Consider the following 25,156-nt stretch of genomic DNA (forward strand, 5'->3'; position numbering starts at 1 on the left):
GGAGACCGCATGGACGACACTCTCGCCGGATGGCTCCAGGTGATTGCCCTGGTGGTGGCGCTCGCGCTGTCGTTTCGCCCCTTGGGCGACTACATGGCTCGCGCTCTGACCGGCGAGCGCCACTGGCGGGCGGAACGCCTGATCTACCGGGCAGGCGGCGTGAACGGCGACGTCGACCAGCGGTGGTCCGTCTACCTGCGCAGTGCGCTGGCCTTCGCCGCGGTGTCGGTGCTCTTCCTGTACGGGTTCCTGCGCCTGCAGAGCCATTTCCCTCTCTCCCTCGGCATGAAGCCGGTCAGCGCGGACCTGTCGTTCAACACGGCCGCGTCCTTCGTCACGAACACCAACTGGCAGGCGTATTCGGGTGAGTCGGCGATGGGGTATTTGGTGCAGATGGCGGGCCTGGCGGTGCAGAATTTCGTCTCCGCTGCCGTGGGCATCGCCGTCGTGGCCGCGCTGATCCGTGGCTTCACCAGAAAGCAGACGGATCGCGTCGGAAACTTCTGGGTGGACGTGACCCGCATCGTGCTACGCGTTCTGCTCCCCATGTCCGTCGTCTTCGCGATCGTCCTGGTGGCCGCCGGCGTCATGCAGAATTTCCACGGTGCCTACGACATCGCCACCATCGCGGGCGGCCACCAGACGCTGACCGGTGGTCCGGTCGCCTCACAGGAGGCCATCAAGGAGCTGGGCACCAACGGCGGCGGCTTCTACAACGCGAATTCCGCGCACCCCTTCGAGAACCCCAGCGCCCTGACGAACCTGATCGAGATCTATCTGCTGCTGGTGATCTCCTTCTCGCTGCCGCGGACCTTCGGGGCGATGGTCGGCGATCACCGACAGGGTTACGCGATCGTCGCCGTGATGGCGGTGATCTGGACCGCCTCGGTCGCCATCGTGACCGCCAATGAGCTGCACAGTGTCAGCAGCACTGTGGGCCATACGGCCGGAGCGATGGCAGAGGGCAAGGAGACGCGGTTCGGGATCTGGGCCTCGGCGCTGTTCGCGGTGTCCACCACCCTCACGTCCTGCGGGGCGGTCAACTCCGCCCACGACTCCTACACGCCGGGCGGCGGCGGAATGACGATCTTCGACATGATGCTGGGCGAGATCGCTCCGGGCGGTACGGGTTCCGGCCTCTACGGGATCCTGATCCTGGCGGTCGTCGCCGTCTTTGTCGCCGGGCTGATGGTCGGCCGTACGCCCGAGTACCTGGGCAAGAAGCTGCGCGGCCGGGAGATGAAGTTCGCCTCGCTCTACATCCTGACCACGCCTGCCCTGGTGCTCGTGGGTGCGGGACTGGCCATGGCGTTCCCCGGCGAGCGGGCGGCCATGCTCAACTCCGGGGCCCATGGCTTCTCGGAGGTCCTGTACGCGCTCACGTCGGTGGCGAACAACAACGGCTCGGCGTTCGCCGGCCTGAGCGCCAACACGGTCTGGTACAACACGGTTCTCGGAGTGATCATGATCCTCGGCCGGTTCCTGCCGATGGTGTTCGTCCTGGCGCTGGCGGGCTCGCTCGCCGGACAGCGGCCCGTTCCGGTCACCGCGGGCACCCTGCCCACCCATCGCCCGCAGTTCGTCGGGTTGCTGACCGGCGTGATCCTCATCGTCGTCGGTCTGACGTATTTCCCGGCGCTCGCCCTGGGCCCCCTCGCGGAGGGTCTGCACTGATGCCCACCACCGCCGTTTCCACTCCCGCGCCGCAGGGCGCCGGCCGTCAGCCGCAGCGGGTCTCGGGCGGACTGCTCGATCCGAAGCAACTGCTGCGGTCCCTCCCCGACGCGTTCCGCAAGCTGGATCCGCGCCTCATGGTTCGCAACCCGGTGATGTTCGTGGTGGAGGTCGGCGCGGTCCTGACCACACTGTCGGCGGTCAGGACGCCCAGCGTCTTCGCCTGGGTGATCACGGCATGGCTGTGGCTGACGTCCGTCTTCGCCAATCTGGCGGAAGCCGTGGCGGAGGGCCGCGGCAAGGCGCAGGCGGAGACCCTGCGCCGTACCCGGACCACCGTGACGGCGCGGCGGCTGGTCGGCTGGCGGCCCGGCGCGACCGACACCGTGGAGGAGGAGGTTCCGGGTGTAGACCTCCGGCTCGGGGACCAGGTGGTCGTCGAGGCCGGGCAGGTCATCCCGGGCGACGGTGATGTGGTCGAGGGCATCGCGAGTGTCGACGAATCGGCCATCACGGGCGAGTCCGCTCCGGTGATCCGTGAGTCCGGCGGCGACCGGTCGGCGGTCACGGGCGGCACGAAAGTGCTCTCGGACCGGATCGTCGTGAAGATCACCTCGAAGCCGGGAGAGACCTTCATCGACCGGATGATCGCCCTGGTGGAGGGGGCGTCCCGGCAGAAGACCCCGAACGAGATCGCACTCAACATCCTGCTCGCGTCCCTCACGATCATCTTCCTGATCGCCGTGGTGACCCTGCAGCCCTTCGCCGCCTTCGCGGGTGCCGAGCAGCCCATCGTCATCCTCGTCGCCCTGGTCGTGGCCCTCATCCCGACGACGATCGGCGCGCTGCTCTCGGCCATCGGCATCGCCGGCATGGACCGGCTCGTCCAGCGCAATGTCCTGGCGATGTCCGGGCATGCCGTGGAGGCCGCCGGCGACGTCAACACGTTGCTGCTCGACAAGACCGGCACCATCACCCTGGGCAACCGCCAGGCGGCGGAATTCCTGCCGGTGCACGGGGTGAGCGTGGAGGAACTCGCCGACGCCGCCCAGCTGTCCTCGATCGCGGACGAGACGCCCGAGGGCCGGTCGATCGTCGTCCTCGCCAAGCAGCGCTATGCACTGCGCGGCCGCGGCACGGGGGAACTGGACCGGGCCGAGTTCGTCCCGTTCACCGCCCAGAGCCGTATGAGCGGCGTCGACCTCGACGACTCGGGGGAGATCCGCTCGCTGCGCAAGGGGGCGGCGACCGCCGTCATGCGCTGGGTCCGCGAGAACGGCGGGCACCCCACCGCCGACGTGGGGCAGCTCGTCGACGGCATCTCCGCGAGCGGAGGAACCCCGCTGGTCGTGGGCCAGGTGTCGCGGCACGGCGCCGTGCGGACCGCCCGTGTGCTGGGCGTCATCCACCTCAAGGACATCCTCAAGGAGGGCATGCGGGAACGCTTCGACGAACTGCGCCGCATGGGCATCAGGACCGTCATGATCACGGGCGACAACCCGCTCACCGCGTACGCCATCGCCCAGGAAGCCGGCGTGGACGACTTCCTTGCCGAGGCCACACCCGAGGACAAGATGGCCCTGATCAGACGCGAACAGGAGGGCGGCAAGCTGGTCGCGATGACGGGGGACGGCACGAACGACGCCCCGGCGCTCGCCCAGGCGGACGTGGGCGTGGCCATGAACACCGGTACCTCGGCCGCCAAGGAGGCCGGGAACATGGTGGACCTGGACTCCAACCCGACCAAGCTCATCGAGATCGTGGAGATCGGCAAGCAGCTGCTGATCACCCGTGGCGCGCTGACGACGTTCTCGATCGCCAACGACGTCGCGAAGTACTTCGCGATCATCCCCGCGATGTTCGCCGGCGTTTATCCGGGCCTCGACAGGCTCAACATCATGCGCCTGCACAGTCCGACGTCGGCGATCGCCTCCGCGATCGTCTTCAACGCACTGATCATCATCGCGTTGATCCCGCTCGCGCTGCGTGGTGTGCGCTACCGCCCGTCCTCCGCGGCCGAGCTGCTCGGCCGAAACATCTGGATGTACGGGCTCGGCGGGCTCGTTCTGCCCTTCATCGGCATCAAACTGCTCGACCTCGGCATCCAGTTCATCCCCGGCCTGCGCTGACAGCCGGCCAACGACAGGAGAAGGCCCTCCATGGCGCCGCCCGTCCTCCCCGCCGTGCTCCGCCACCATCTGGCGGCCTTGCGGATGCTGCTCGTGTTCACCGTGGTCACGGGCGTGGCGTACCCGCTGCTCGTCACCGCGATCGCCCAGACCGGCTTCTCCCACCAGGCCAACGGCTCCCCGCTGGCCACCAACGGCGAAGCGGTGGCCTCCAGCCTGATCGGCCAGAACTTCACCCTGCCGAAGAAGAACCCCGACGATCCGAACGAGGTGCCGCGACCCGACCCCGCCTGGTTCCAGCCACGCCCCTCCGCCGGCGGCTACGATCCGACGAACTCCGGAGCCTCCAACCTCGGTCCGAACAGCACGAAACTGATCGCGGACATCCGGGCACGCCGGGCCGCCGTGGCCGCCTTCGACGGTGTCTCCCCCGCGTCCGTCCCGGCGGACGCTGTCACGGCCAGTGGCTCGGGCCTCGATCCGGCGATCTCCCCGGCCTACGCGTACGAACAGGTCGACCGCGTCGCGAAGGCACGCCACCTCGCCCCCGCCCAGGTCAGGAGCGTGGTCACCCAGCACGTCCAGGGACGGGAACTGGGCTTCCTGGGGCAGCCACGCGTCAACGTCGTCGAGCTCAACCATGCTCTGACCCGGCTCGGCCACCCAAGTGCCCTCCGGGCAGGTCGCTGACGGCGTCGAAGGCCACCCCGACCTGGGTGGCGAGGGTCACCGCGACCAGGCGAGCTGCGAGCGACGGGGCGGCGCCCGGTGCGGCCCGAAGCATGAACCGGCCGTGGAAGTGCCCATTGTGGACGACCCGCAACTCCAGCTCCTCGTCCGGCAGACCGTCCCGGTCGGCGTCCCAACGCCGACGGCCCCAGCTGATGGTCCCGTTGTCCAGCAGACGGGGCGGGTGCCCGATGAGGGTGCCGTATTCGAAGCGGCAGCCGCGCAGGCCGAGAAGTCCCACCAGTTGCCGGCTCACGTGATCGACCACGATCTGCGGGCTGGTGGCGGTCTCGACGAGCCGCGCCGTGTGGTGGATCTGCGCCAGGTAGTCGTCATCCGTGATGGCGATCACCTTCAGCTCCCGGGCTCGGGCCGCGAGCTGGGAGACAGTGACACCCACGAGCAGCAGCAGCACGGCGGTGGCGATGTCGCCGGACTTGGTGATGGCGAATCGCCCGTAGGGCTCGGTGAGGAAGAAGTCGAGCCACACCGCCGCGGACACGGCTGCCAGCGCGCCGGCGACACGGTGACCGAGAACGGCCACCGCCACCACCACGGCAACGAGCACCAGTGCCGAGTTGGCAGCGGACAACGAGGTCCGGAAGGGCACCAGCAACGCGCATACCGCCGGCGGTGCCGCGAGTGCGGCCACGACCGCGATCCGGTTCCGGGTGAGGTGCCAGAGCATCACACTCACCTCCACCTCAGGTATAGCCGCAGGTGAGCGCCCTCGCGCTCCCTTCCGCGCCGCTTTGACGCGAACTTGATGTCGCCGCACGGCACCTTCCGTGCGAGGCGAGTTCGTGGCTGCTGACCAGCCCGGTGTGGACCCCACGGCGTTCTTTCCCTCACGAGGCCGCCGACTGCAGGCTCACTGGTCTGCGGTCCTGCTGAGGTCGAGGCTCCGGCTCCGCGCCGCCTCGGATTCGCGGACGCGTAGGACGCGAGCCGGCCCATGGCGCGTCTCAGGACGGGGCGCCGGGCCGCCGCCCGGGAGACACCGACCAAGATCTTCTCCCGGATTTCTCCCAAACGATCAGCGGAGACGCAGGAAGGACCTGACCCTCAGAGAGGATCAGGCCCTTGACCTGGTGTTTCAGCTGTCGGGGTGGCGGGATTTGAACCCACGACCTCTTCGTCCCGAACGAAGCGCGCTGCCAAGCTGCGCTACACCCCGATCGCCGCCAGTCTCCCGGCGACATCGATTACTTTAGCCCACTGGCGCCCGGAGACGAAATCCGGTTTCTGCCCCGGTGGGCGAGCCACCCCCGGGTTTCAGTCGCGGGGGGTCAGCGTCAGCAGGGTCGCCTCGGGCGGGCAGGCGAAGCGGACCGGGGTGTAGCGGTTGGTACCGCAGCCTGCGGAGACGTGGAGGTAGGCGCGCCGGTCGCCGACCGTGTGGCTGGAGAGCCCCTTGACCCGGTCCGTGTCCAGGTCGCAGTTGGTGACCAGGGCCCCGTAGAAGGGGATGCAGAGCTGGCCGCCATGGGTGTGCCCCGCCAGGATCAGCGGGTAGCCGTCCGCGGTGAAGGCGTCGAGGGTGCGCAGGTACGGGGCGTGGACCACGCCGATGGACAGATCGGCGCCCGTCTCGGGGCCGCCCGAGACCTCCGCGTACCTGTCGCGCTTGATGTGCGGGTCGTCGAGGCCGGTGAAGGCGAGCTCGAGGCCGTCGAGCTTGAGGCGACCCCGGGTGTTGCTCAGGTCCAGCCAGCCCGCATCGTCGAACGCATCGCGCATCGGCTCCCACGGGTTGTGGACGACGCCGACCGCGGGGGCGTTGCCGTTGAGGCCGTGCTTGCCCTGGGCCTTCTCGAAGAGGTAGCGGGCCGGGTTACGGAGCTTGGGGCCGTAGTAGTCGTTGGAGCCGAAGACGTACACACCGGGGAACTCCATCAGCGGACCGAGCGCGTCCAGCAGCTCCGGTACGGCCTCCGGATCGGAGAGGTTGTCGCCGGTGTTGACGACGAAGTCCGGGCGCAGGCCGGCCAGCGACTGCAGCCAGCTGCGCTTCTTGCGCTGGCCGCTCACCATGTGGATGTCGGAGACCTGCAGCACGCGCAACGGGCGTGCTCCGTGCGGGAGTACGGGGATGGCGACCCGTCGGAGCCGGAACGAGCGGGCTTCGAAACCTGCTGCGTAAGCGAGCCCGGCGGCGCCGAGCGCTGCGCCGACTGCCGTGACTTTCAGGGGTACTCCGTAGCGTGCGCGCATGTGCCCATCGTCGCAGACACGATGCGGTGACAGGGAAACCGGCAGGCGGTGGCCACCCCGCACCTGCCACAATCAGCACATGACCACGCTCAAGTCCAAGCTCAAGGAAGACCTCACCACGGCCATGAAGGCGCGCGACGAGCTGACCTCGTCGACGCTCCGGCTGACCCTCACCGCGATCACCAAGGAGGAGGTCAGTGGCAAGACGTCGCGTGAGCTCTCCGACGACGAGGTGCAGAAGGTCATCGCCAAGGAGGCGAAGAAGCGCCGCGAGGCGGCCGAGGCCTTCGCCCAGGGCGGCCGGACGGAGCAGGCCGAGCGCGAGAAGGCGGAGGGCGAGCTGCTCGACGCGTACCTGCCGAAGCAGCTCAGTGACGACGAGCTGGGTGCGATCGTCGCGTCGGCGGTCGACGAGGCGAAGGCCGCCGGCGCCGAGGGGCCGCGGGCGATGGGCGCCGTCATGAAGATCGTGAACCCGAAGGTCGCGGGGCGCGCGGACGGCGGCCGGGTGGCCGCCGCGGTGAAGAAGCTCCTCGCGGGCTGAGCGGACCGTACATACGAGGAGGTGGGGTGACCCGGAACATTCCGGGTCACCCCACCTCCTCGTTCATGGACCGAGCGGCCGGTCAGGGACCCTTTGTGCCGCCGTTACCCGGGCGCTGGGGTCCGTTGTTCCCGCCGAGGAAGTCCGGCGGGATGCTGACGCCGGGGAACGGGTCGTTGCCGTCGCCCCTGTCCCGCCTCCTGTCCCGGCCCCTGCCCGGGCCCTCGTCCGTGTTGTCCGGCGGGTCCGGGATGTCGATGGTGTTGAACGACGGGGCGGGCAGTCCGTTGAGGGCGTTCGTCATGGCGTCACGCCAGATCGGTCCGGGGACCTGGCCGCCGTACACCTTGTCCTGGTACACGCCACCGATGGTGACGCCCTCCATCTCGACGCTCTGGGACGGGCTGCCGACCCAGACCGCGCCGGACATGTTCGGCGTGTAGCCGACGAACCAGGCGTTCAAACGGCGGTCGGTCGTACCCGTCTTGCCCGCGTTGTCGCGGTTCTGCAGGCCGGCCTGCTGACCGGTACCGGAGTCGATCACACCGCGCAGCAGGGTGTTGACGGTGTCGGCCGTCGTCTGCGACATCGCCTGCGAGCAGGTGGTCTTCGGTACCGGGAGCGACTTGCCGTCCGCCGTCCTGACCGCCTCGATGGCGATCGGCGTGCAGTACGTGCCCCGGTTGGCGAAGGCGGCGTACGCGCTGGCCATCGTGAGCGGTGAGAGGCCGTTGGAGCCGAGGGTCAGCGTGGAGGGGTTCTGCGGCAGCTTGGTGCCGTCGCCCTGCACCACACCGAGCTTGTCGGTCATCTGGGAGACCGGGCACATGCCGATGTCCTGGAGCATCTGGACGAAGTAGGTGTTGACCGACTTCGCCATCGCTTCCTTCAGGGCGTACGGCCCCTCCTCGGACTCGCTCTCGTTCTCCAGGTGATACTGCCTGTCGTTGACCCACGGCTTTCCGCAGGTCTGAACCGTGTCCGGGTAGTCCATCTCGTACGGCGACGAGTACATCTGCGTCGCAGGCCTGCCACCCTCTATGGCCGCCGCCGCGAGGAACGGCTTGAACGTCGACCCGGTCGGGAAGCCGAAGTTCGAGCCGCCCATGTCCTTGTTGACCGAGTAGTTGTACTGGGTCTCGTTCGCCCCGAAACCGTACGGCTTGGACTGGCCCATGCCCATGATCTTGCCGGTGCCGGGCTGGACCAGCGTCACGGCAGTGGCGACCTTGTCCGTCTTGTAGACGTGACTCTTGATCGAGTCCTGCACGCCCGCCTGCGCCTGCGGGTCGAGCGTCGTGCGGATCGTGAGTCCGCCCTGGTTCCAGACCTTGGCCCGCTCCTCCTGCGTCTTGCCGTAGACCGGGTCGGTGAGGAAGACCTTGCGGACGTAGTCACAGAAGAAGGAGGCCCCGCTGACGGCCGTGATGCAGCCGTTCTTCGGCTTGCTGACCCTCAGCTTGATCGGAGTCGCCTGCGCCTTCTCCGCCGCCGTGCGAGTGATGTCCCCGACATCCGCCATCCGCTGGAGCACGGTGTTGCGACGCTTGGTCGCCTCCTCCGCGTCGTTGACCGGGTCGTAGCGGCTCGGCGACTGGACGATGCCGGCCAGCAGGGCGGCCTCCTCCAGCTTCAGGTCCTTCGCCGACTTGGAGAAGTAGCGCTGGGAGGCCGCTTCGATGCCGTACGCCTGCTGCCCGAAGAACGTGATGTTGAGGTAGTTCTCCAGGATCTTCTTCTTGCCGAGCTCCTCCTCGACCTGGATCGCGTACTTCAGTTCCTGGACCTTGCGGCCCATCGTCTGCTGGGTGGCCTGCGCGACCTTGTCCGGGTCGTCGCCCGCCTCCTCGACGAAGACGTTCTTCACGTACTGCTGGGTGAGGGTCGACGCGCCCTGCGCGGTGCCGCCCGCCTGCACGTTGCGGTTCATCGCGCGCAGGATGCCCTTGAGGTCGACCGCCCCGTGCTGGTAGAAGCGGGCATCCTCGATCGCGATGATCGCCTTCTGCATGTACGGGGAGATGTCCTTCAGCGGCACGACGGTGCGGTCACGCGAGTAGACCATCGCAAGCATGCCGCCCTTGCTGTCCAGGATCTTGGTGCGCTGGCTCAGCGGCGGAGTCTTGAGGTTGGCCGGGATCTCGTCGAATCCCTCGACCGTACCCTTCGCGGCGAGCCCCAGTGCTCCGGCGGCCGGCAGCGCGATGCCTGCGAGCACGACTCCGGAGAGTGCGGCGACACCGAGGAACTTGGCGGCCTGCTGGGTCGCGGTGAGACCCCCGCCCGAGCGGTTCTTTGGCATGGGGGCAGCCTACGTTCTCATTCGCCGGACACGCGTATATGCCTTGGCCTAAGCTGCTCACAACTGTCACAGCAGTCCGGTTCCGTATCAACCCCCATGCAGCACTCGGCCGTGACCCAGCCTCGGGTCGGCCGGCACATCGGGCGCCCCGAATTCGCCCCATGTGTCATCGAACGCCCATTGTGACTCGGGTAAATTGTCCCTATTTTGACGGGATATTCTTGTATGTCCTCACCTCACTCCCCTGGGTGATCTGCCGCGTACGCATAGTCCGTTCGGGCCATTCAAGATTGGGCCCGAAGGGGGTGTTGTGCTGTCGCCACCTTCCGTAACGTCCTCAACTGGCAGCGGTGAATATGCCGCTACCGCCGTGGGGGAGCCTCGATTCGGGAGAGGACGGCGCCGGGATGGGCTGGGTAACCGACTGGAGTGCGCAGGCAGCCTGCCGCACTACCGATCCGGATGAACTGTTCGTACAAGGGGCAGCGCAGAACAGGGCCAAGGCGGTGTGCACCGGTTGCCCGGTGCGGACCGAGTGCCTGGCCGATGCGCTGGACAATCGCGTCGAATTCGGCGTGTGGGGCGGAATGACGGAACGGGAGCGTCGCGCACTGCTGCGCAGGCGACCTACCGTCACGTCCTGGCGCCGGCTGCTGGAGACCGCTCGCAGTGAGTACGAGCGGTCCACGGGCATTCTGCCGGTGGCCATCGGCCTGGACGACGAACTGCACGAGACGTACGCCGCCGTGGGGTAGACCGCCGGAGGTTCACCCGGCCGTCCGGGTGAGTTACGCAGCTCCGGCCGGAGCGGAATCGGTCGCGAGCCGGTCCCCGACGGCCCGCAGTCCTGCGAGGTCGTGCACATCTCCGGGCAGCGCCGCGACTTCGGTCACGGCGACTTCGGGGTGCAGTGCGGTGAAGCTGTCGCGGGTGCGCTGTTCGCGCGCGACCACCTGCATGCGTTCAGCGTGCAGCCGCAACAGGCCTGCGGTCAGCTGCTCGACGGAGACGGCATCAGCCTCTGGTTCGGTGTCAGCATCCTGGGTGTCCTCGGAACGGGCGGGGGAGGGCGGCGACTCGGGGTCTTCGGGGGAGGTGACTGCCGAGTCGGCCGGGTCACGAAGTCCAGCCTTCCCGGTGGTCTGATCCACAATGCCGATGTCGTCAAGATTTTCTGCGGCTGCCAGGGCGCGCTCGGCGGAGAGCCGGGCGGCGTCACTGCCGTGGACCCGGTTGAGGACCAAGCCGGCCAGGGGCATGTCCTCCGCGGCCAGCCGTTCCACGAAGTAGGCGGCCTCGCGCAGCGCGTCCCGCTCCGGTGTCGCGACGACGAGGAACGCCGTGCCGGGCGCCTGCAGCAGTCTGTACGTGGCATCCGCCCGGGTCCGGAAGCCACCGAACATGGTGTCCATCGCCGCGACGAACGTCTGTACGTCACGCAGGAACTGGCCACCCAGCAGCTTGCCCAGCGTCCCGGTCATCATCGACATGCCGACGTTGAGGAACTTCATCCCGGCCCGGCCGCCCATCTTCGCCGGAGCCATCAGCAGCTTGATGAACTTCCCGTCCAGGAACGAGCCGAGCCGCTTGGGTGCGTCCAGGAAGTCCAGCGCGGAACGCGACGGCGGGGTGTCGACGACGATCAGGTCCCACTCGTTGCGCGCCCGCAGCTGCCCCAGCTTCTCCATCGCCATGTACTCCTGCGTGCCTGCGAAACCGGCCGACAGGGACTGGTAGAAGGGGTTCTCCAGGATCGCGCGCGCCCGCTCGCCCTCCGCGTGCGCCTCGACGATCTCGTCGAAGGTCCGCTTCATGTCGAGCATCATGGCGTGCAGTTCACCGCCGCCCTCACCGGCGCTCTCGATGCCCGGCACCCGGCGCGGGACGTTGTCCAGCGAGAGGATGCCCATCGACTGGGCGAGCCTGCGGGCCGGGTCGATGGTGAGGACGACGACCTTCCGGCCGCGCTCGGCGGCCCGTACGCCCAGCGCCGCCGCGGTCGTGGTCTTGCCGACACCGCCCGAGCCGCAGCACACGATGATCCGGATGTCCGGATCGTCGAGCAGCGCGTCGGTGTCCAGCACGGGCGCGGTGCCCGTGGCTGTGCCCGTACCGGCGTCCGTACGCGCATCGGTGCCCGGTTCCGTACCCGCTCTCATGCACCCACCCCTTGGCCCGCCTCGTCGCCCATGCCCTGCTTGCGGAGTTCGACCGCCAGGTCGTACAGACCGGGCAGGTCCACGCCTTCGCCGATCAGCGGGAGTTCGTTGGTCGGCAGGTCCAGATCCGCGAGGACCGCGCGCTGCTCGCGCTCCAGCTCGACCCGCTGGGCATGCTCGGAGGCCTGCTCGATCAGCGGACGTACCAGCGCCGCGGACCCGGTCACGCCCGCCCGGGTGAGCGTCTTGGCGATCTCCTTGCGGCGGCCCCCCGAGGCGGTACGCAGCGCGTCCTCGTCCAGCAGATGCGGCCGCACCATGTTCACGATGACCCGGCCCACCGGCAGTTCGGCCGCCCGCAGCTCTGCGACGCCGTCCGCGGTCTCCTGGACCGGCATCTCCTCCAGCAGCGTCACCAGGTGGACCGCTGTCTCCGGGGACTTCAGCACCCGCATCACGGCCTGTGCCTGATTGTGTATCGGGCCGATCCGGGCCAGTCCCGCCACCTCGTCGTTCACATTGAGGAAGCGCGTGATACGGCCGGTGGGCGGCGCATCCATGATCACGTAGTCGTAGCTGTACCGGCCCTGCTTGTCCTTGCGGCGTACGGCTTCGCAGGCCTTGCCCGTCAGCAGCACGTCCCGTACACCGGGTGCGATCGTCGTGGCGAAGTCGATCGCACCGAGCTTCTTGAGCGCCCGGCCCGCGCTGCCGAGCTTGTAGAACATCTGGAGGTAGTCGAGGAGCGCACGCTCCGCGTCGATCGCGAGGGCGTACACCTCGCCGCCGCCCGGCGCGACGGCGATCTTGCGCTCCTCGTACGGAAGGGAATCCGCCTCGAAGAGCTGGGCGATGCCCTGCCTGCCCTCGACCTCGACGAGGAGGATGCGCTTGCCCTCGGTCGCGAGGGCGAGCGCGAGGGCGGCGGCGACCGTGGTCTTACCGGTACCGCCCTTGCCGCTGACGACCTGGAACCTGCTCACGTATTCGAGCCTAACCAGTACGGCCCCGGGCTACGCACGAGCCCGTACGTGCCAGGCATTACAGTCGGCCTATGACCAAGTGGGAATACGCGACCGTGCCCCTTCTCGTGCACGCGACGAAGCAGATTCTGGACACCTGGGGCGAGGACGGCTGGGAGCTGGTCCAGGTCGTTCCCGGCCCGAACAACCCCGAGCAGCTCGTGGCCTACCTGAAGCGGGAGAAGCCGTAGTGGCGGGCGCCGTCGAGGCGAAGCTCGCCGAACTCGGGCTGACGCTGCCGGACGTCGTACCGCCGCTCGCCTCGTATCAGCCGGCGGTCCAGTCCGGGGTGTATGTGTACACATCGGGCCAGCTGCCCATGGTGGAGGGCAAGCTTCCGGTCACCGGCAAGGTCGGTGCGGAGGTCACGCCGGACGAGGCCAAGGAGCTGGCCAGGACCTGCGCGCTCAACGCTCTGGCCGCCGTGAAGTCGGTCGCGGGCGACCTGGACCGGATCAAGCGGGTCGTGAAGGTCGTGGGCTTCGTCGCCTCGGCCTCCGACTTCACCGGGCAGCCCGCCGTGATCAACGGTGCGAGCGAGCTGCTGGGCGCGGCGCTCGGCGACAAGGGCGTGCACGCGCGCAGCGCCGTGGGCGTCGCGGTGCTGCCGCTGGACGCGCCGGTCGAGGTCGAGGTGCAGGTCGAGCTGGACGGGGCCTGAGCCGCTGCCGCAGTGAGGCGGGTACCTCCGTGATCCATGATCCCGTCCGGTTCGTGCGACCGGGCGGGATCACGCGTTTCACGGCCCAGGGTCCACGCCTGAAGCGCGTCGCGCCCCGTGCGCCCCTTGCTGCCTCTCGAACATCGTCGCGGTTCCGGATAGCCTCCGGCCATGTCCAATGGTCAGTGGTACCCACCGGAATGGCCCGACCGGATCCGGGCACTCGCCGCGGGTGAGCTCACGGCCGCGACGCCCCGGCGCGCGGCCACCGTGATGCTGCTCCGGGACCCCGCTGACACCGAGGGCGGGCCCACCGTCCACATGCTGCGCCGCCGCACCTCCATGGCTTTTGCCGGGGGTGCGTACGCCTATCCGGGTGGCGGCGTCGACCCGCGCGACGACGACCGCCTCGTCGGCTGGACCGGACCCGCGCTGGAGCTCTGGGCCGAGCGGCTCGGCGTCGGTACGGTCACCGAGGCGCAGGCCATCGTCTGTGCGGCGGTCCGCGAGACGTACGAGGAGTCGGGTGTCCTCCTCGCCGGGCCGACCGCCGACACCGTCGTCAGCGACACCACGGGCGCCGACTGGGAGGTGGACCGCGAGGCCCTCGTCGCCCGCGAGCTGTCCTTCGCCGAGTTCCTGGACCGGCGCGGGCTCGTGCTCCGCTCCGATCTGCTCGGGGCGTGGGCGCGCTGGATCACGCCCGAGTTCGAACCCCGGCGCTACGACACATGGTTCTTCGTCGCCGCGCTCCCCGAGGGTCAGCGCACCCTCTCCCATGGCCCTGAAGGCATGAAAGGTGCCCCCTCCGCCTCCACCGAGGCCGACCTCGCGCTATGGATCTCCCCGGCGGAAGCCACCGACGGATACGACCGGGGCGAGCTGCTCATGATGCCGCCGACCGTGTCGACGCTGCGTCAGCTGCGCCCGTACGGCACCGCTGCCGAGGCGCTGAAGGCCGCGTCCTCCCAGGACCTCACCCCCGTACTCGCACAGGCGCGGCTGGAGGCCGGTGAACTGGTGCTGAGCTGGCCGGGGCACGACGAATTCACCAAGCACATCCCGACCGGAGATGGTTCCGCATGAGCGACGCAGCAGCGCTGCCCGGGCAGCCGCGCGGTGGGGTCCTCTCCGGCCCAGCGACCGCCCGTACGGTCAACGTTCTCGCCCCCAACGCCTCGGCGATGACGCTCGACGGCACCAACACCTGGATCGTCGCCGAGCCCGACTCCGACCTCGCGGTCGTCATCGACCCGGGCCCTCTGGACGACAGCCACCTGCAGGCCGTCATCGACACCGCCGAGCGCGCCGGCCGGCGGATCGGCCTCACGCTCCTCACCCACGGTCACCCCGACCACGCGGAGGGCGCGGCGCGCTTCGCCGAGCTGACCCGTACGACGGTGCGGGCGCTGGACCCGGCGCTGCGGCTCGGCGAGGAGGGGCTGACGACGGGCGACGTGATCACCACCGGAGGGCTCGAACTGCGGGTGGTCCCGACCCCGGGGCACACCTCCGACTCGCTCTCCTTCCATCTGCCCGCCGACCGGGCGGTGCTGACCGGCGACACGATCCTCGGGCGTGGCACCACGCTCGTCGCGCACCCGGACGGGCGGCTCGGCGACTACCTCGACTCGCTGCGGCGGCTGCGCTCGCTGACGGTCGACGACGGGGTGCACACGGTGCTGCCGGGGCACGGTCCGGTCCTGGACGACGCACAGGGCGCGGTCGAGTTCTATCTCGCCCACCGCGCGCACCGGCTCGCCCAGGTGGAGACGGCGGTGGAGGCCGGGCACCGCTCGGCCACGGAGGTGGTGGCGTACGTGTACGCGGACGTGGACCGGTCGCTGTGGCCCGCGGCGGAGCTGTCGGTGCGGGCGCAGCTGGAGTATCTGGGCGAGCACGGGCTGATCTGAGCCGCTGTTACGCCCATGGCGCTGATATCGGGGCTGCGAGGCACGGTGACGCGCGAGAGGCCCCGCCGTCCGGCGGGGCCTCTCGCGTCGTGAGGGGGGTCCGGCTAGCGCGAACGCTTCGCCAGGCGCTCCACATCCAGCAGGATCACGGCGCGTGCCTCCAGGCGGAGCCAGCCGCGGCCCGCGAAGTCGGCAAGCGCCTTGTTGACCGTCTCGCGGGAGGCGCCGACCAGCTGGGCCAGCTCTTCCTGGGTCAGGTCGTGGACGACGTGGATGCCTTCCTCCGACTGGACGCCGAACCGGCGCGACAGGTCGAGGAGGGCGCGGGCGACACGGCCCGGTACGTCGGAGAAGACCAGGTCGGACATCTGGTCGTTGGTCTTGCGCAGTCGGCGGGCGACAGCGCGCAGCAGGGCCGTAGCCACCTCGGGGCGGGCGTTCAGCCAGGGCTGCAGGTCGCCGTGGCCGAGGCCGAGGAGCTTGACCTCGGTCAGCGCGGTGGCGGTGGCGGTGCGCGGACCGGGGTCGAAGAGCGACAGCTCACCGATCAGCTCGCCGGGGCCGAGGACGGCCAGCATGTTCTCGCGCCCGTCGGGGGACGTGCGGTGGAGCTTCACCTTGCCCTCGGTGACCACGTACAGGCGGTCACCCTGGTCGCCCTCGTGGAAGAGAGCGTCGCCGCGTGCGAGGGTCACCTCACTCATCGAGGCGCGGAGCTCCGCGGCCTGCTCATCATCGAGCGCCGCGAAAAGCGGGGCGCGCCGCAGAACGTCGTCCACGAGTTCTCTCCTTGTCGGCCTGTTCAGGGAACCGTGGTCCCCATCATGCCGGACGGTAAAACAGTGCGATCAATCACAAACCAGTTTGACGCACGGGCGCGCCCCATCGTGCGGCAGGGGCCCGATTGGGGGCGGATCCGTAGTGACCGGGGCGGATGTCAGTGCCTGGCTCTAGGCTGGCCGGGTGTCCAACAAGCCGGTGAGAGCGCAGGCCAAGGGGGCTGATGGGGTGTCGGAAGACCGTAATTCCGCTGTGGGCGAACAGTCTACGAGCCAACCGACAAAAGCCGCAAAACGCCCGCCCCGGGAGTCGGTGAAGTCGGTGACGTCCGGCAGGTCCGCGAAGGCGTCCAAGGGGTCCGCAAAGAAGACCGGGGCATCGGTGAAGACGTCCGGGGCGTCCGGGCGGACGGTCGGGGCAGCGGTGGGGCCGGGAAAGTCCGGGAAGCCGGAGTCGCACCTCGCGATGGTGCGCCGCGCCCGCCGGATCAACCGCGAGCTCGCCGAGGTCTATCCGTACGCCCATCCGGAGCTGGACTTCCGGAACCCCTTCGAGCTCCTGGTCGCCACGGTCCTCTCCGCCCAGACCACCGATCTGAGAGTCAACCAGACCACCCCCGCGCTGTTCGCCGCCTACCCGACCCCCGAGGACATGGCGGCGGCCGTCCCCGAGGAGCTGGAGGAGGTCATCCGGCCGACCGGCTTCTTCCGGGCCAAGGCCAGGTCGCTGATAGGGCTCTCCGCCGCCCTCAGGGACAACTTCGGCGGTGAGGTCCCGGGGCGGCTCGCGGACCTGGTCACGCTGCCCGGCGTCGGCCGCAAGACCGCCAATGTCGTCCTCGGCAATGCCTTCGGCGTCCCCGGCATCACGGTCGACACCCACTTCGGCCGGCTGGTCCGCCGCTGGAAGTGGACGGAGCAGGAGGACCCGGAGAAGGTCGAGGCGGAGATCGCCGCGATCTTCCCCAAGAGCGAGTGGACGATGCTCTCGCACCGCGTCGTCTTCCACGGCCGCCGCATCTGCCACGCCCGCAGGCCCGCCTGCGGCGCCTGTCCGATCGCCCCGCTCTGCCCCTCGTACGGCGAGGGCGAGACGGATCCGGAGAAGGCCCGGAAGCTCCTGAAGTACGAGATGGGCGGACAGCCCGGCCAGCGGCTGAGCCCGCCGCCCGACTACCCGGGCAAGCCCGCGCCGGCACTGGGCGCCGGGTGACGGAGCGCCCTTCCGGAACGAAATGCGCGACCGCAGGCGTTGTGAGACGAGGGGTGCCTATGAAGACGCACGAACAGAGCCACGTGGAGGGTCACTCCGCGGGCGTGGGCCGGGACGACGCGATCACTGTCTCGACGGACGGGCTGCCCGAGTGGCTCGAGCCCGTCGCCCGCGCCGCACGGACCATCGAGCCCCAGCAGCTCAGCCGCTTTCTGCCGCCCGAGAGCGGCGCCGGGCGTCAGTCCGCCGTCCTGGTCCTGTTCGGTGAAGGCGAGCGCGGGCCCGAGCTGCTCCTGATGGAGCGCGCGGGCTCACTGCGTTCCCACCCCGGGCAGCCCTCCTTCCCCGGGGGAGCCCTGGACCCCGAGGACGGCGACCAGGCGACCGCAGGACCGCTGAGGGCGGCTCTGCGGGAGGCCGAGGAGGAGACCGGACTCGATCCGCGCGGCGTCCAGCTCTTTGCTGTGCTGCCCCGGCTCTACATCCCGGTGAGCAGTTTCGTCGTCACGCCCGTACTTGGCTGGTGGCGGGCGCCGAGCCCGGTCGGGGTCGTCGATCCGGCCGAGACTGCCCGGGTCTTCACGGTTCCCGTGGCGGATCTCACTGATCCGGCCAATCGGGTGACGACGGTGCACCCCAGCGGTCACCGAGGCCCGGCATTCCTGGTCGAATCGGCACTGGTCTGGGGTTTCACCGCCGGGGTGATCGACCGCATTCTGCACTTCGCGGGCTGGGAGCGCCCCTGGGACGGGACCAGGCAGGTGCCGCTCGACTGGCGCGCATGACAGGCTGACTTCCGTGCTGGGCCGTTCGGGCCTGCCCGGTCCCAGCCGAACGAACGGGTCCGGTGACGAATCTGCGAGGCAATAGACGGTGAACGTGCTGGACATCCTGCTGCTGGCCGGCGCCGTGTGGTTCGCAGTGATCGGCTACCGCCAGGGCTTCGTCGTCGGCATCCTGTCGGTCATCGGCTTCCTGGGCGGCGGCCTGGTCGCCGTCTATCTGCTGCCGGTCCTGTGGGACCAGCTGACGGACGGCTCCGAGGTCTCCTCCACGGCCGCCGTGGTCGCGGTCATCATCGTGATCGTGTGCGCCTCCGTCGGCCAGGCCTTCACCACCCACCTCGGCAACAAACTCCGGCGGTACATCACGTGGTCGCCCGCCCGTGCCCTCGATGCCACCGGCGGCGCACTCGTCAATGTGGTCGCGATGCTGCTGGTGGCGTGGCTGATCGGTTCCGCGCTGGCGGGTACGTCGCTGCCGACGCTGGGCAAGGAGGTGCGTAACTCCTCGGTGCTGCTCGGCATCTCCCGGGTGATGCCTGCCCAGGCCTCCACCTGGTTCACGGACTTCTCCTCCGTCCTTGCGCAGAACGGCTTTCCGCAGGTCTTCAGCCCCTTCGCCAACGAGCCGATCACCGAGGTCAAGGCCCCGGATCCGGCCCTGGCCGGCAGCCCCGTCGCGGCTCGCGCCAAGCAGTCCATCGTCAAGGTCGTCGGTACGGCCCCGGGCTGCGGCAAGGTCCTCGAAGGCACCGGCTTCGTCTTCTCCGACCGTCGGGTGATGACCAACGCCCATGTCGTCGGCGGCGTTGACGAGCCGACCGTCCAGATCGGCGGCCAGGGGCGGCTGTACGACGCGAAGGTCGTCCTCTACAACTGGCAGCGCGACATCGCCGTACTCGACGTCCCGGATCTCGACGCGAAGCCGCTGAAGTTCACCGCTACGGACCACGACGCCGCGACGGGGAACGACGCCATCGTCGCGGGCTTCCCGGAGAACGGCTCGTACGACGTACGCTCCGCGCGTGTCCGCGGCCGCATCGACGCCGACGGCCCGGACATCTACCACCGGGGCACCGTCCGCCGCGATGTGTACTCGCTCTTCGCGACGGTCCGCCAGGGCAACTCCGGCGGACCGTTGCTGACCCCCGACGGCAAGGTGTACGGGGTCGTCTTCGCCAAGTCGCTGGACGACCCCGACACGGGCTACGCCCTGACCGCAGACGAGATCCGCCAGGACATCGCCGACGGCCGCACCGCCAACCAGCAGGTCGACAGTCAGGCGTGTGCGCTGTAGGGAACGGACAGAGGTCGGCCCGGGTCCGATCCGTGTGATCAGGTCAGGACTGCGTCATCCGCGGGGATGGCGCAGCCGCGCCGAGACCCAGCGGGCCCGGCGGCGGAGAATGTGCGGAATGCCCAGCTGGGGATCATGCAGGTCATGCACACCGAGCACCCGGCCCCGAGGGCCGTCCCCCTCATGAATGCTCGGATCCGCCGTAGCGGTCGAGCGACGATTGCGTGCTGCGTCACCGAAGTCGTGCGTCCAGCCCATACCCCGACGTCTGCCCGTGCCTCATGGTCGGTAATCGTGAGGGCGCCAGCCAATTGGCCTATGCGCCGGGCAATTGGCTGTTCGTCGGACAACTGTGCTCTTCCGGCCACCGGTTGGTCGCGACCGGTTACCTGTTCGGCCACCCCCAGGGCCCGTCCCGGGGCTACCGGTCGGGCTCGGGATCCTTGAGCCAGTTGATGAGTTCGGTCGAGAAACCGGCCGGATCCTCCTCGTGCGGGAAGTGCCCCAGACCATCGAAAAGTCGCCAACGGTACGGCGCTTCGACGTACTCGCCGGACCCCGCCGCACTCCGCGTACGGGCCACCGGATCGAGCGAACCGTGCAGATGCAGGGTCGGCACCCGTACCGGTCGTTTCATCCGGCGGTTGAACTGGATGCCGTCCGGGCGCGCCATGGAGCGCACCATCCAGCGGTACGGCTCGATCGAGCAGTGAGCCGTCGACGGGATGCACATCGCACGCCGGTAGACGTCCACTGCCGCGTCGTCGGGGAACTCGGACGTCCGCGGCCCCGACCAGTCGCGGATCAGCCGGCCCACCAAGGCCCCGTCGTCCGCGACGAGCTGACGCTCCGGCACCCAGGGGCGCTGGAAGCCCCAGATGTACGAGCCTGCCCGGGACTGCGCGAAGTCGGAGAGCATCGAGGACCGCCAGCGGCGCGGATGCGGCATCGAGGAGACCACCAGCCGGCGCACCAGCTTGGGCCGCATCACCGCGGCCGTCCAGGCGAGGTATCCGCCCATGTCGTGACCGACCAGCGCCGCGTCCGGCTCACCGAGCGACCGGATCACGCCGGTGACGTCGAGGGCCAGGTTGGCGGGGTCGTACCCCCGTGGCGTACGGTCGCTGCCGCCCACCCCGCGCAGATCCATCGCGACGGCACGGAACCCGGCGTCGGCGAGCGCGGTCAGCTGATGGCGCCAGGTCCACCAGAACTGCGGGAAACCGTGCAGCAGCAGTACCAGAGGGCCGTCGCCCAGCTCGGCGATGTGGAAGCGTGCCCCGTTGGCTGCCACATCTCGGTGGATCCAGGGACCGTCGATCCGTACGGGACTGCCGGAGCCGGAGGCCGGGCCGGGGCCTGTGGGGCCGAATGCGCTGGAATCGGGGACGGTCATGTGGACGAGCGTGCCACAGCGGACGCATTGTCCTTGACCGCGGACTTCGCTCCGGCCTTCTCCGTCCGCGTGCTTCCCGAGGCGGTGACGGCCGGGAGACCGACACTCGCGGTGATCGCCGGACGCGGGTGCGGCTTGGCGCCCTGCAGCACGGCCGCCGACAGCTTGGCCGACGCGATCGACTTCTCCGGCGGCTTGACCTTCTTGAACTTGGCCATGGCGATCAGCGCGAGCACGATCGCCAGCAGAATGAACGCACCGCCCACGATCAGGAACGACCAGGCGAGCCCGAGACCCAGGTTGTGGATTCCGTACGCCGCCGCGAAGCTCAGCACCGGCAACGAGAACAGGATCAGCACTCCCGCGACGATGAACGCCACACTGCCGGTCACACCCCGCTTGACGTCCTGCCGCACCTCGGCCTTGGCCAGGGCGATCTCGTCGTGCACCAGCGCGGACATCTCGGCCGTCGCCGAGGCGACCAGCTGCCCGAGACTGCGGTCGGCGCTGCCCGCGTAGTTGCCGGGGTCGCTCATCCCTGACTCCCTCTTCTGCTCTCCTGCTCAACACATCTGGTGTCAGATCATGCCGGACTGTCCGGCTTGTTGCTCGCCACCCCCGCCACTTGGGCAAGGCGCCGGTGCTCTGCGGCCTTCTTCTCGTAGATCGCGGCCATCCGGAGGTGGTACGCCGGATCGTCCTGTTCGTAGATGTCGGGCACCCCGTCCTCGTCCTCGTCGCGCTCCTCCGCCTCGTACAGCGCCCGGTAGGTACGTACCCGGAGTTTGAGCAGCGCACCGGAGAACATGGCCGCTATCAGCGACCCCAGCAGCACGGCTGCCTTGATCTCGTTCTCGATGAACGCGTCGCCCTCGAACGCCAGCTCACCGATGAGCAGCGAGACGGTGAAGCCGATCCCGGCGAGTGAGGCGATCGCGAAGACGTCCGCCCAGGCCAGGTCCTTGTTCAGCTCCGCCTTGGTGAAACGGGCGGCCAGCCACGTACCGCCGAAGATGCCGACCGTCTTGCCGACGACGAGCCCCAGCACGACACCGAGCGTCTCGGGTCGTGTGAAGACACCCGCCACCGCGTCGCCGGAGAGCGGCACCCCGGCCGAGAACAGCGCGAACAGCGGCACGGCGAGACCGGCCGACAGTGGGCGTATCAGGTGCTCGATGTGCTCGCCGGGGGAGTGCTCCTCGCCCTCGCGCCGGGTGCAGCGCAGCATCAGCCCCATGGCGACACCGGCGATGGTGGCGTGGATGCCGCTGTTGTACATCAGTCCCCAGATGACCAGGGCGAGCGGGATGTAGACGTACCAGCCGCGCACGTTCTTGCGCAGCAGGAGGTAGAAGACGGCGAGGCCGACGAACGCGCCGGCGAGCGCGGCGAGGTCGATGTCGTCGGTGAAGAAGACCGCGATGATCAGGATCGCGAGGAGGTCGTCGACGACGGCGAGCGTGAGCAGGAAGGCGCGGAGTGCGGACGGCAGCGAGGTGCCGATGACCGCGAGCACAGCGAGTGCGAAGGCGATATCGGTGGCCGTGGGGACGGCCCATCCGGCGGTCGAACCGCCGCCGGTCACTGTCACCAGTGTGTAGACGACGGCCGGCGCGGCCATTCCGCACACGGCGGCGATGACCGGCAGCGCGGCCGCCTTGGGATCGCGCAGCTCACCCGCGACCAGTTCGCGCTTGAGCTCGACGCCCGCGACGAAGAAGAAGACCGCGAGCAGCCCGTCGGCCGCCCAGTGCTGCACGGAGAGATTCAGTCCCAGGGACTCCGGCCCGAAGTGGAAGTCGCTGAGGGCCCGGTAACTCGAGCCGAGGGTGTTCGCCCAGACCAGCGCCGCGATGGCGGCGCCCAGCAGGATGACTCCGCCGACGGTCTCGGTGCGCAGGGCGTCCGCGAGGTAGTTCCGCTCGGGGAGGGAGAGGCGCCCGAGGAAGGTCCGGTGCGACGGCGGGGGTGTGGGGGTGGGCGCGGCCACGAGTGGAGACCTCCGGGTCGGTACGGCAGCGATGGCATGGCTGATGCACTTGCCGACCAGACTTCCCGGCACACCCTGTGGAGATTTCTTGATGTGTTGTTGACGTTGCTGCCACTGTACCCGGGGTGTGCGGGGGCGTATCCAGTGATCTTCACCTTAAATGCCCGAGGGGCACCCGGCGCGTTGCCGGATGCCCCTCGGGTTCGTACACCTACGTCGGCCGGTGCTCCGGCCTTCTGCCTGTGCCTCTGTCAGTCCTCGGACGAAGACGTCGGCAGCTGAGTCTGGATGAGGTCCATCACCGAGGAGTCGGTGAGCGTGGTGACGTCGCCCAGCTCGCGGTTCTCCGCGACGTCACGCAGCAGACGCCGCATGATCTTGCCGGAGCGGGTCTTCGGCAGCTCGGCCACCGGCAGGATCCGCTTCGGCTTGGCGATCGGGCCGAGCGTGGCACCGACGTGGTTGCGCAGGTCCGCGACGAGTTCGTCGGAGGCGGACGCCGTGCCACGCAGTATCACGAACGCGACGATGGCCTGACCCGTCGTCTCGTCGGCCGCGCCGACCACGGCTGCCTCGGCGACGGACGGGTGCGACACGAGCGCCGACTCGACCTCGGTCGTCGAGATGTTGTGCCCGGACACGAGCATCACGTCGTCGACCCGGCCGAGCAGCCAGATGTCGCCGTCCTCGTCCTTCTTGGCGCCGTCGCCCGCGAAGTACTTGCCCTCGAAGCGCGACCAGTACGTGTCGATGAAGCGCTGGTCGTCACCCCAGATGGTGCGGAGCATCGCCGGCCACGGCTCGGTGAGGACGAGGTAGCCGCCCCCGCCGTTCTCCACCTCGTGGGCCTCGTCGTCGACGACGGTGGCGGAGATGCCGGGCAGGGCGCGCTGCGCCGAACCGGGCTTGGTGGCCGTGACACCGGGAAGCGGCGAGATCATCATCGCGCCGGTCTCGGTCTGCCACCAGGTGTCCACGATCGGGCACCTGTCGGCGCCGATGTGCTTGCGGTACCACATCCATGCCTCGGGGTTGATCGGCTCACCGACCGAACCGAGGACGCGCAGCGAGGACAGGTCGAACTTGGCGGGGATGTCGTCGCCCCACTTCATGAACGTACGGATGGCGGTCGGCGCGGTGTACAGGATCGTGACGCCGTACTTCTGCACGATCTCCCAGAAACGCCCCTGGTGGGGGGTGTCGGGCGTGCCCTCGTACATGACCTGCGTCGCGCCGTTGGCCAGCGGTCCGTACACGATGTACGAGTGCCCGGTCACCCAGCCGATGTCGGCCGTGCACCAGTAGACATCGGTCTCCGGCTTGAGGTCGAAGACCGCGTTGTGGGTGTACGCGGCCTGCGTGAGGTAGCCGCCGGAGGTGTGCAGGATGCCCTTCGGCTTACCCGTCGTACCCGAGGTGTAGAGGATGAAGAGCGGCTGCTCCGCCTCGAAGGCCTCGGGGGTGTGCTCGGCGGACTGGCGGCCGGTGATCTCGTGCCACCAGACGTCGCGGCCCTCGGTCCACGCGGTGTCCTGACCGGTGCGCCGCACCACGAGGACATGTTCGACGCTGTCGATACGGGATACGGCGTCGTCGACCGCGGGCTTCAGCGCCGACGGCTTGCCGCGGCGGTAGCCGCCGTCGGCGGTGATGACGACCTTGGCGTCCGCGTCCTGGATGCGGGCGGCGATGGCGTCGGCGGAGAAGCCGCCGAAGACCACCGAGTGCGCGGCGCCGATGCGGGCGCAGGCCAGCATCGCGATGGCGGCCTCGGGGATCATCGGCAGGTAGACGGCGACCCGGTCGCCCTTGCTGACACCGAGCTCGGTGAGGGCGTTGGCGGCGCGGGAGACCTCGTCCTTCAGTTCCGCGTAGGTGATCGCGCGGCTGTCGCCGGGCTCACCCTCGAAGTGGATGGCGACCCGGTCGCCATTGCCCGCCTCGACGTGGCGGTCCACACAGTTGTACGCGACGTTCAGCTTGCCGTCCGCGAACCACTTCGCGAAGGGCGGATTGCTCCAGTCGAGCGTCTCGGTCGGCTCCGTGGCCCAGGTCAGGCGCCGGGCCTGCTCGGCCCAGAAGCCCAGCCGGTCCGCCTCGGCCTGCTCGTACGCCTCGGCTGTGACGTTGGCGTTCGCGGCCAGATCGGCGGGCGGTGCGAACCGCCGCTCCTCCTTGAGCAGATTGGCCAGGCTTTCGTTGCTCACGACATCTCCCATTCCCAGGGTGTCCGTTGTGTCCCGGGGCATAGCTCATCAGGCCAGGGGCCGGGTGACAAGTGTCTGCCAGGAATTGGTTTAGACCTGTGTTTTCGTGTATGGGGCACGATCCCGCCCCCCACCTGCGATGCGG

The 25,156-nt window shown here is 69.1% G+C and carries 23 protein-coding genes and 1 tRNA gene; 12 read left to right on the top strand and 12 right to left on the bottom strand.

Annotated features, from left to right (window positions below; genetic code table 11):
- Nucleotides 1-9: 9 nt before the first annotated feature.
- The 3 genes from kdpA to kdpC are packed head-to-tail and all read left to right on the top strand — an operon-like array spanning nucleotide 10 to nucleotide 4,493.
- On the top strand, nucleotides 10-1,674 hold the full coding sequence (gene kdpA, locus OG972_RS22570; protein WP_266984200.1) for a potassium-transporting ATPase subunit KdpA: 1,665 nt from the start codon (nucleotides 10-12) through the stop codon (nucleotides 1,672-1,674).
- Complete coding sequence (kdpB, locus tag OG972_RS22575; RefSeq protein ID WP_266984202.1) at nucleotides 1,674-3,803, top strand: potassium-transporting ATPase subunit KdpB; 2,130 nt, start codon at nucleotides 1,674-1,676, stop codon at nucleotides 3,801-3,803. The genes kdpA and kdpB overlap by 1 nt, the downstream gene beginning before the upstream one ends.
- Nucleotides 3,804-3,833: 30 nt before the next feature.
- Nucleotides 3,834-4,493, top strand: a complete 660-nt coding sequence (gene kdpC, locus OG972_RS22580) for a potassium-transporting ATPase subunit KdpC (protein WP_266984204.1) — start codon at nucleotides 3,834-3,836, stop codon at nucleotides 4,491-4,493.
- Here the strand turns inward: kdpC and OG972_RS22585 are convergent.
- The 3 genes from OG972_RS22585 to OG972_RS22595 form a co-directional block, all read right to left on the bottom strand.
- Nucleotides 4,438-5,220 carry a DUF4118 domain-containing protein gene (locus OG972_RS22585; RefSeq protein ID WP_266984205.1) on the bottom strand — a complete coding sequence of 261 codons (783 nt, stop codon included), beginning with the start codon at nucleotides 5,218-5,220 and terminating at the stop codon, nucleotides 4,438-4,440. The genes kdpC and OG972_RS22585 overlap by 56 nt on opposite strands.
- Nucleotides 5,221-5,635: 415 nt before the next feature.
- Nucleotides 5,636-5,709: transfer RNA gene (locus OG972_RS22590), tRNA-Pro, on the bottom strand.
- A 98-nt stretch (nucleotides 5,710-5,807) separates the two neighbouring features.
- Nucleotides 5,808-6,746 carry a metallophosphoesterase gene (locus OG972_RS22595; protein ID WP_266984207.1) on the bottom strand — a complete coding sequence of 313 codons (939 nt, stop codon included), beginning with the start codon at nucleotides 6,744-6,746 and terminating at the stop codon, nucleotides 5,808-5,810.
- Between the two features lie 79 nt (nucleotides 6,747-6,825).
- Between OG972_RS22595 and OG972_RS22600 the strand changes: the two genes are divergently transcribed.
- A complete protein-coding gene (locus OG972_RS22600) occupies nucleotides 6,826-7,290 on the top strand; it encodes a GatB/YqeY domain-containing protein (protein ID WP_266984209.1) in 465 nt (154 codons plus the stop codon).
- An 82-nt stretch (nucleotides 7,291-7,372) separates the two neighbouring features.
- Here the strand turns inward: OG972_RS22600 and OG972_RS22605 are convergent, their stop codons facing one another.
- Nucleotides 7,373-9,592: a transglycosylase domain-containing protein gene (locus OG972_RS22605; protein ID WP_266984210.1), complete on the bottom strand. Its 2,220-nt coding sequence runs from the start codon at nucleotides 9,590-9,592 to the stop codon at nucleotides 7,373-7,375.
- Nucleotides 9,593-9,999: 407 nt separating this feature from the next.
- Between OG972_RS22605 and OG972_RS22610 the strand changes: the two genes are divergently transcribed.
- Nucleotides 10,000-10,347: a WhiB family transcriptional regulator gene (locus tag OG972_RS22610; RefSeq protein ID WP_037690812.1), complete on the top strand. Its 348-nt coding sequence runs from the start codon at nucleotides 10,000-10,002 to the stop codon at nucleotides 10,345-10,347.
- A 33-nt stretch (nucleotides 10,348-10,380) separates the two neighbouring features.
- Here OG972_RS22610 and OG972_RS22615 read toward each other — a convergent pair whose 3' ends face one another.
- Nucleotides 10,381-11,751 carry an ArsA family ATPase gene (locus OG972_RS22615; RefSeq protein ID WP_266984213.1) on the bottom strand — a complete coding sequence of 457 codons (1,371 nt, stop codon included), beginning with the start codon at nucleotides 11,749-11,751 and terminating at the stop codon, nucleotides 10,381-10,383.
- Nucleotides 11,748-12,734, bottom strand: coding sequence for an ArsA-related P-loop ATPase (locus tag OG972_RS22620; protein WP_266984215.1), 987 nt, complete (start codon nucleotides 12,732-12,734; stop codon nucleotides 11,748-11,750). Before OG972_RS22620 ends, OG972_RS22615 begins: the two co-directional genes overlap by 4 nt.
- A gap of 71 nt (nucleotides 12,735-12,805) precedes the next feature.
- Between OG972_RS22620 and OG972_RS22625 the strand changes: the two genes are divergently transcribed.
- From OG972_RS22625 to OG972_RS22640, 4 genes are all read left to right on the top strand, one after another.
- The gene (locus tag OG972_RS22625; protein WP_019992579.1) at nucleotides 12,806-12,964 is read left to right on the top strand and encodes a DUF4177 domain-containing protein; all 159 of its coding nucleotides are present in this window, start codon (nucleotides 12,806-12,808) and stop codon (nucleotides 12,962-12,964) included.
- Nucleotides 12,964-13,434, top strand: a complete 471-nt coding sequence (locus OG972_RS22630; RefSeq protein WP_266984217.1) for a RidA family protein — start codon at nucleotides 12,964-12,966, stop codon at nucleotides 13,432-13,434. The genes OG972_RS22625 and OG972_RS22630 overlap by 1 nt, the downstream gene beginning before the upstream one ends.
- A gap of 171 nt (nucleotides 13,435-13,605) precedes the next feature.
- On the top strand, nucleotides 13,606-14,520 hold the full coding sequence (locus OG972_RS22635; RefSeq protein ID WP_266984219.1) for an NUDIX hydrolase: 915 nt from the start codon (nucleotides 13,606-13,608) through the stop codon (nucleotides 14,518-14,520).
- On the top strand, nucleotides 14,517-15,347 hold the full coding sequence (locus tag OG972_RS22640; RefSeq protein ID WP_266984220.1) for an MBL fold metallo-hydrolase: 831 nt from the start codon (nucleotides 14,517-14,519) through the stop codon (nucleotides 15,345-15,347). The genes OG972_RS22635 and OG972_RS22640 overlap by 4 nt, the downstream gene beginning before the upstream one ends.
- Before the next feature lie 104 nt (nucleotides 15,348-15,451).
- Here OG972_RS22640 and OG972_RS22645 read toward each other — a convergent pair whose 3' ends face one another.
- Nucleotides 15,452-16,126, bottom strand: coding sequence for a Crp/Fnr family transcriptional regulator (locus OG972_RS22645; RefSeq protein ID WP_030925113.1), 675 nt, complete (start codon nucleotides 16,124-16,126; stop codon nucleotides 15,452-15,454).
- A gap of 424 nt (nucleotides 16,127-16,550) precedes the next feature.
- Between OG972_RS22645 and nth the strand changes: the two genes are divergently transcribed.
- From nth to OG972_RS22660, 3 genes are all read left to right on the top strand, one after another.
- On the top strand, nucleotides 16,551-17,339 hold the full coding sequence (gene nth / locus OG972_RS22650; RefSeq protein ID WP_266990661.1) for an endonuclease III: 789 nt from the start codon (nucleotides 16,551-16,553) through the stop codon (nucleotides 17,337-17,339).
- Between the two features lie 59 nt (nucleotides 17,340-17,398).
- A complete protein-coding gene (locus OG972_RS22655) occupies nucleotides 17,399-18,124 on the top strand; it encodes a CoA pyrophosphatase (protein ID WP_266984222.1) in 726 nt (241 codons plus the stop codon).
- An 88-nt stretch (nucleotides 18,125-18,212) separates the two neighbouring features.
- On the top strand, nucleotides 18,213-19,418 hold the full coding sequence (locus tag OG972_RS22660) for a MarP family serine protease (RefSeq protein ID WP_266984223.1): 1,206 nt from the start codon (nucleotides 18,213-18,215) through the stop codon (nucleotides 19,416-19,418).
- A 54-nt stretch (nucleotides 19,419-19,472) separates the two neighbouring features.
- On the opposite strand, the gene OG972_RS22665 is transcribed toward OG972_RS22660, so the two are convergent.
- The 5 genes from OG972_RS22665 to acs all read right to left on the bottom strand — a co-directional run bounded on the left by OG972_RS22665 (nucleotide 19,473) and on the right by acs (nucleotide 25,053).
- On the bottom strand, nucleotides 19,473-19,676 hold the full coding sequence (locus OG972_RS22665; protein ID WP_266984224.1) for a hypothetical protein: 204 nt from the start codon (nucleotides 19,674-19,676) through the stop codon (nucleotides 19,473-19,475).
- A gap of 163 nt (nucleotides 19,677-19,839) precedes the next feature.
- Nucleotides 19,840-20,814, bottom strand: a complete 975-nt coding sequence (locus OG972_RS22670; RefSeq protein WP_266984225.1) for an alpha/beta fold hydrolase — start codon at nucleotides 20,812-20,814, stop codon at nucleotides 19,840-19,842.
- The gene (locus OG972_RS22675; protein ID WP_266984226.1) at nucleotides 20,811-21,350 is read right to left on the bottom strand and encodes a phage holin family protein; all 540 of its coding nucleotides are present in this window, start codon (nucleotides 21,348-21,350) and stop codon (nucleotides 20,811-20,813) included. The genes OG972_RS22670 and OG972_RS22675 overlap by 4 nt, the downstream gene beginning before the upstream one ends.
- Nucleotides 21,351-21,397: 47 nt before the next feature.
- Nucleotides 21,398-22,804, bottom strand: coding sequence for a Na+/H+ antiporter NhaA (gene nhaA / locus OG972_RS22680; RefSeq protein ID WP_266984227.1), 1,407 nt, complete (start codon nucleotides 22,802-22,804; stop codon nucleotides 21,398-21,400).
- Between the two features lie 251 nt (nucleotides 22,805-23,055).
- On the bottom strand, nucleotides 23,056-25,053 hold the full coding sequence (gene acs / locus OG972_RS22685; RefSeq protein ID WP_266984228.1) for an acetate--CoA ligase: 1,998 nt from the start codon (nucleotides 25,051-25,053) through the stop codon (nucleotides 23,056-23,058).
- Between the last annotated feature and the right edge of the window lie 103 nt (nucleotides 25,054-25,156).

Origin of the sequence: Streptomyces sp. NBC_01669, from assembly GCF_026339735.1 — a bacterium.
Classification (GTDB): Bacteria; Actinomycetota; Actinomycetes; order Streptomycetales; family Streptomycetaceae; genus Streptomyces; species Streptomyces yanii.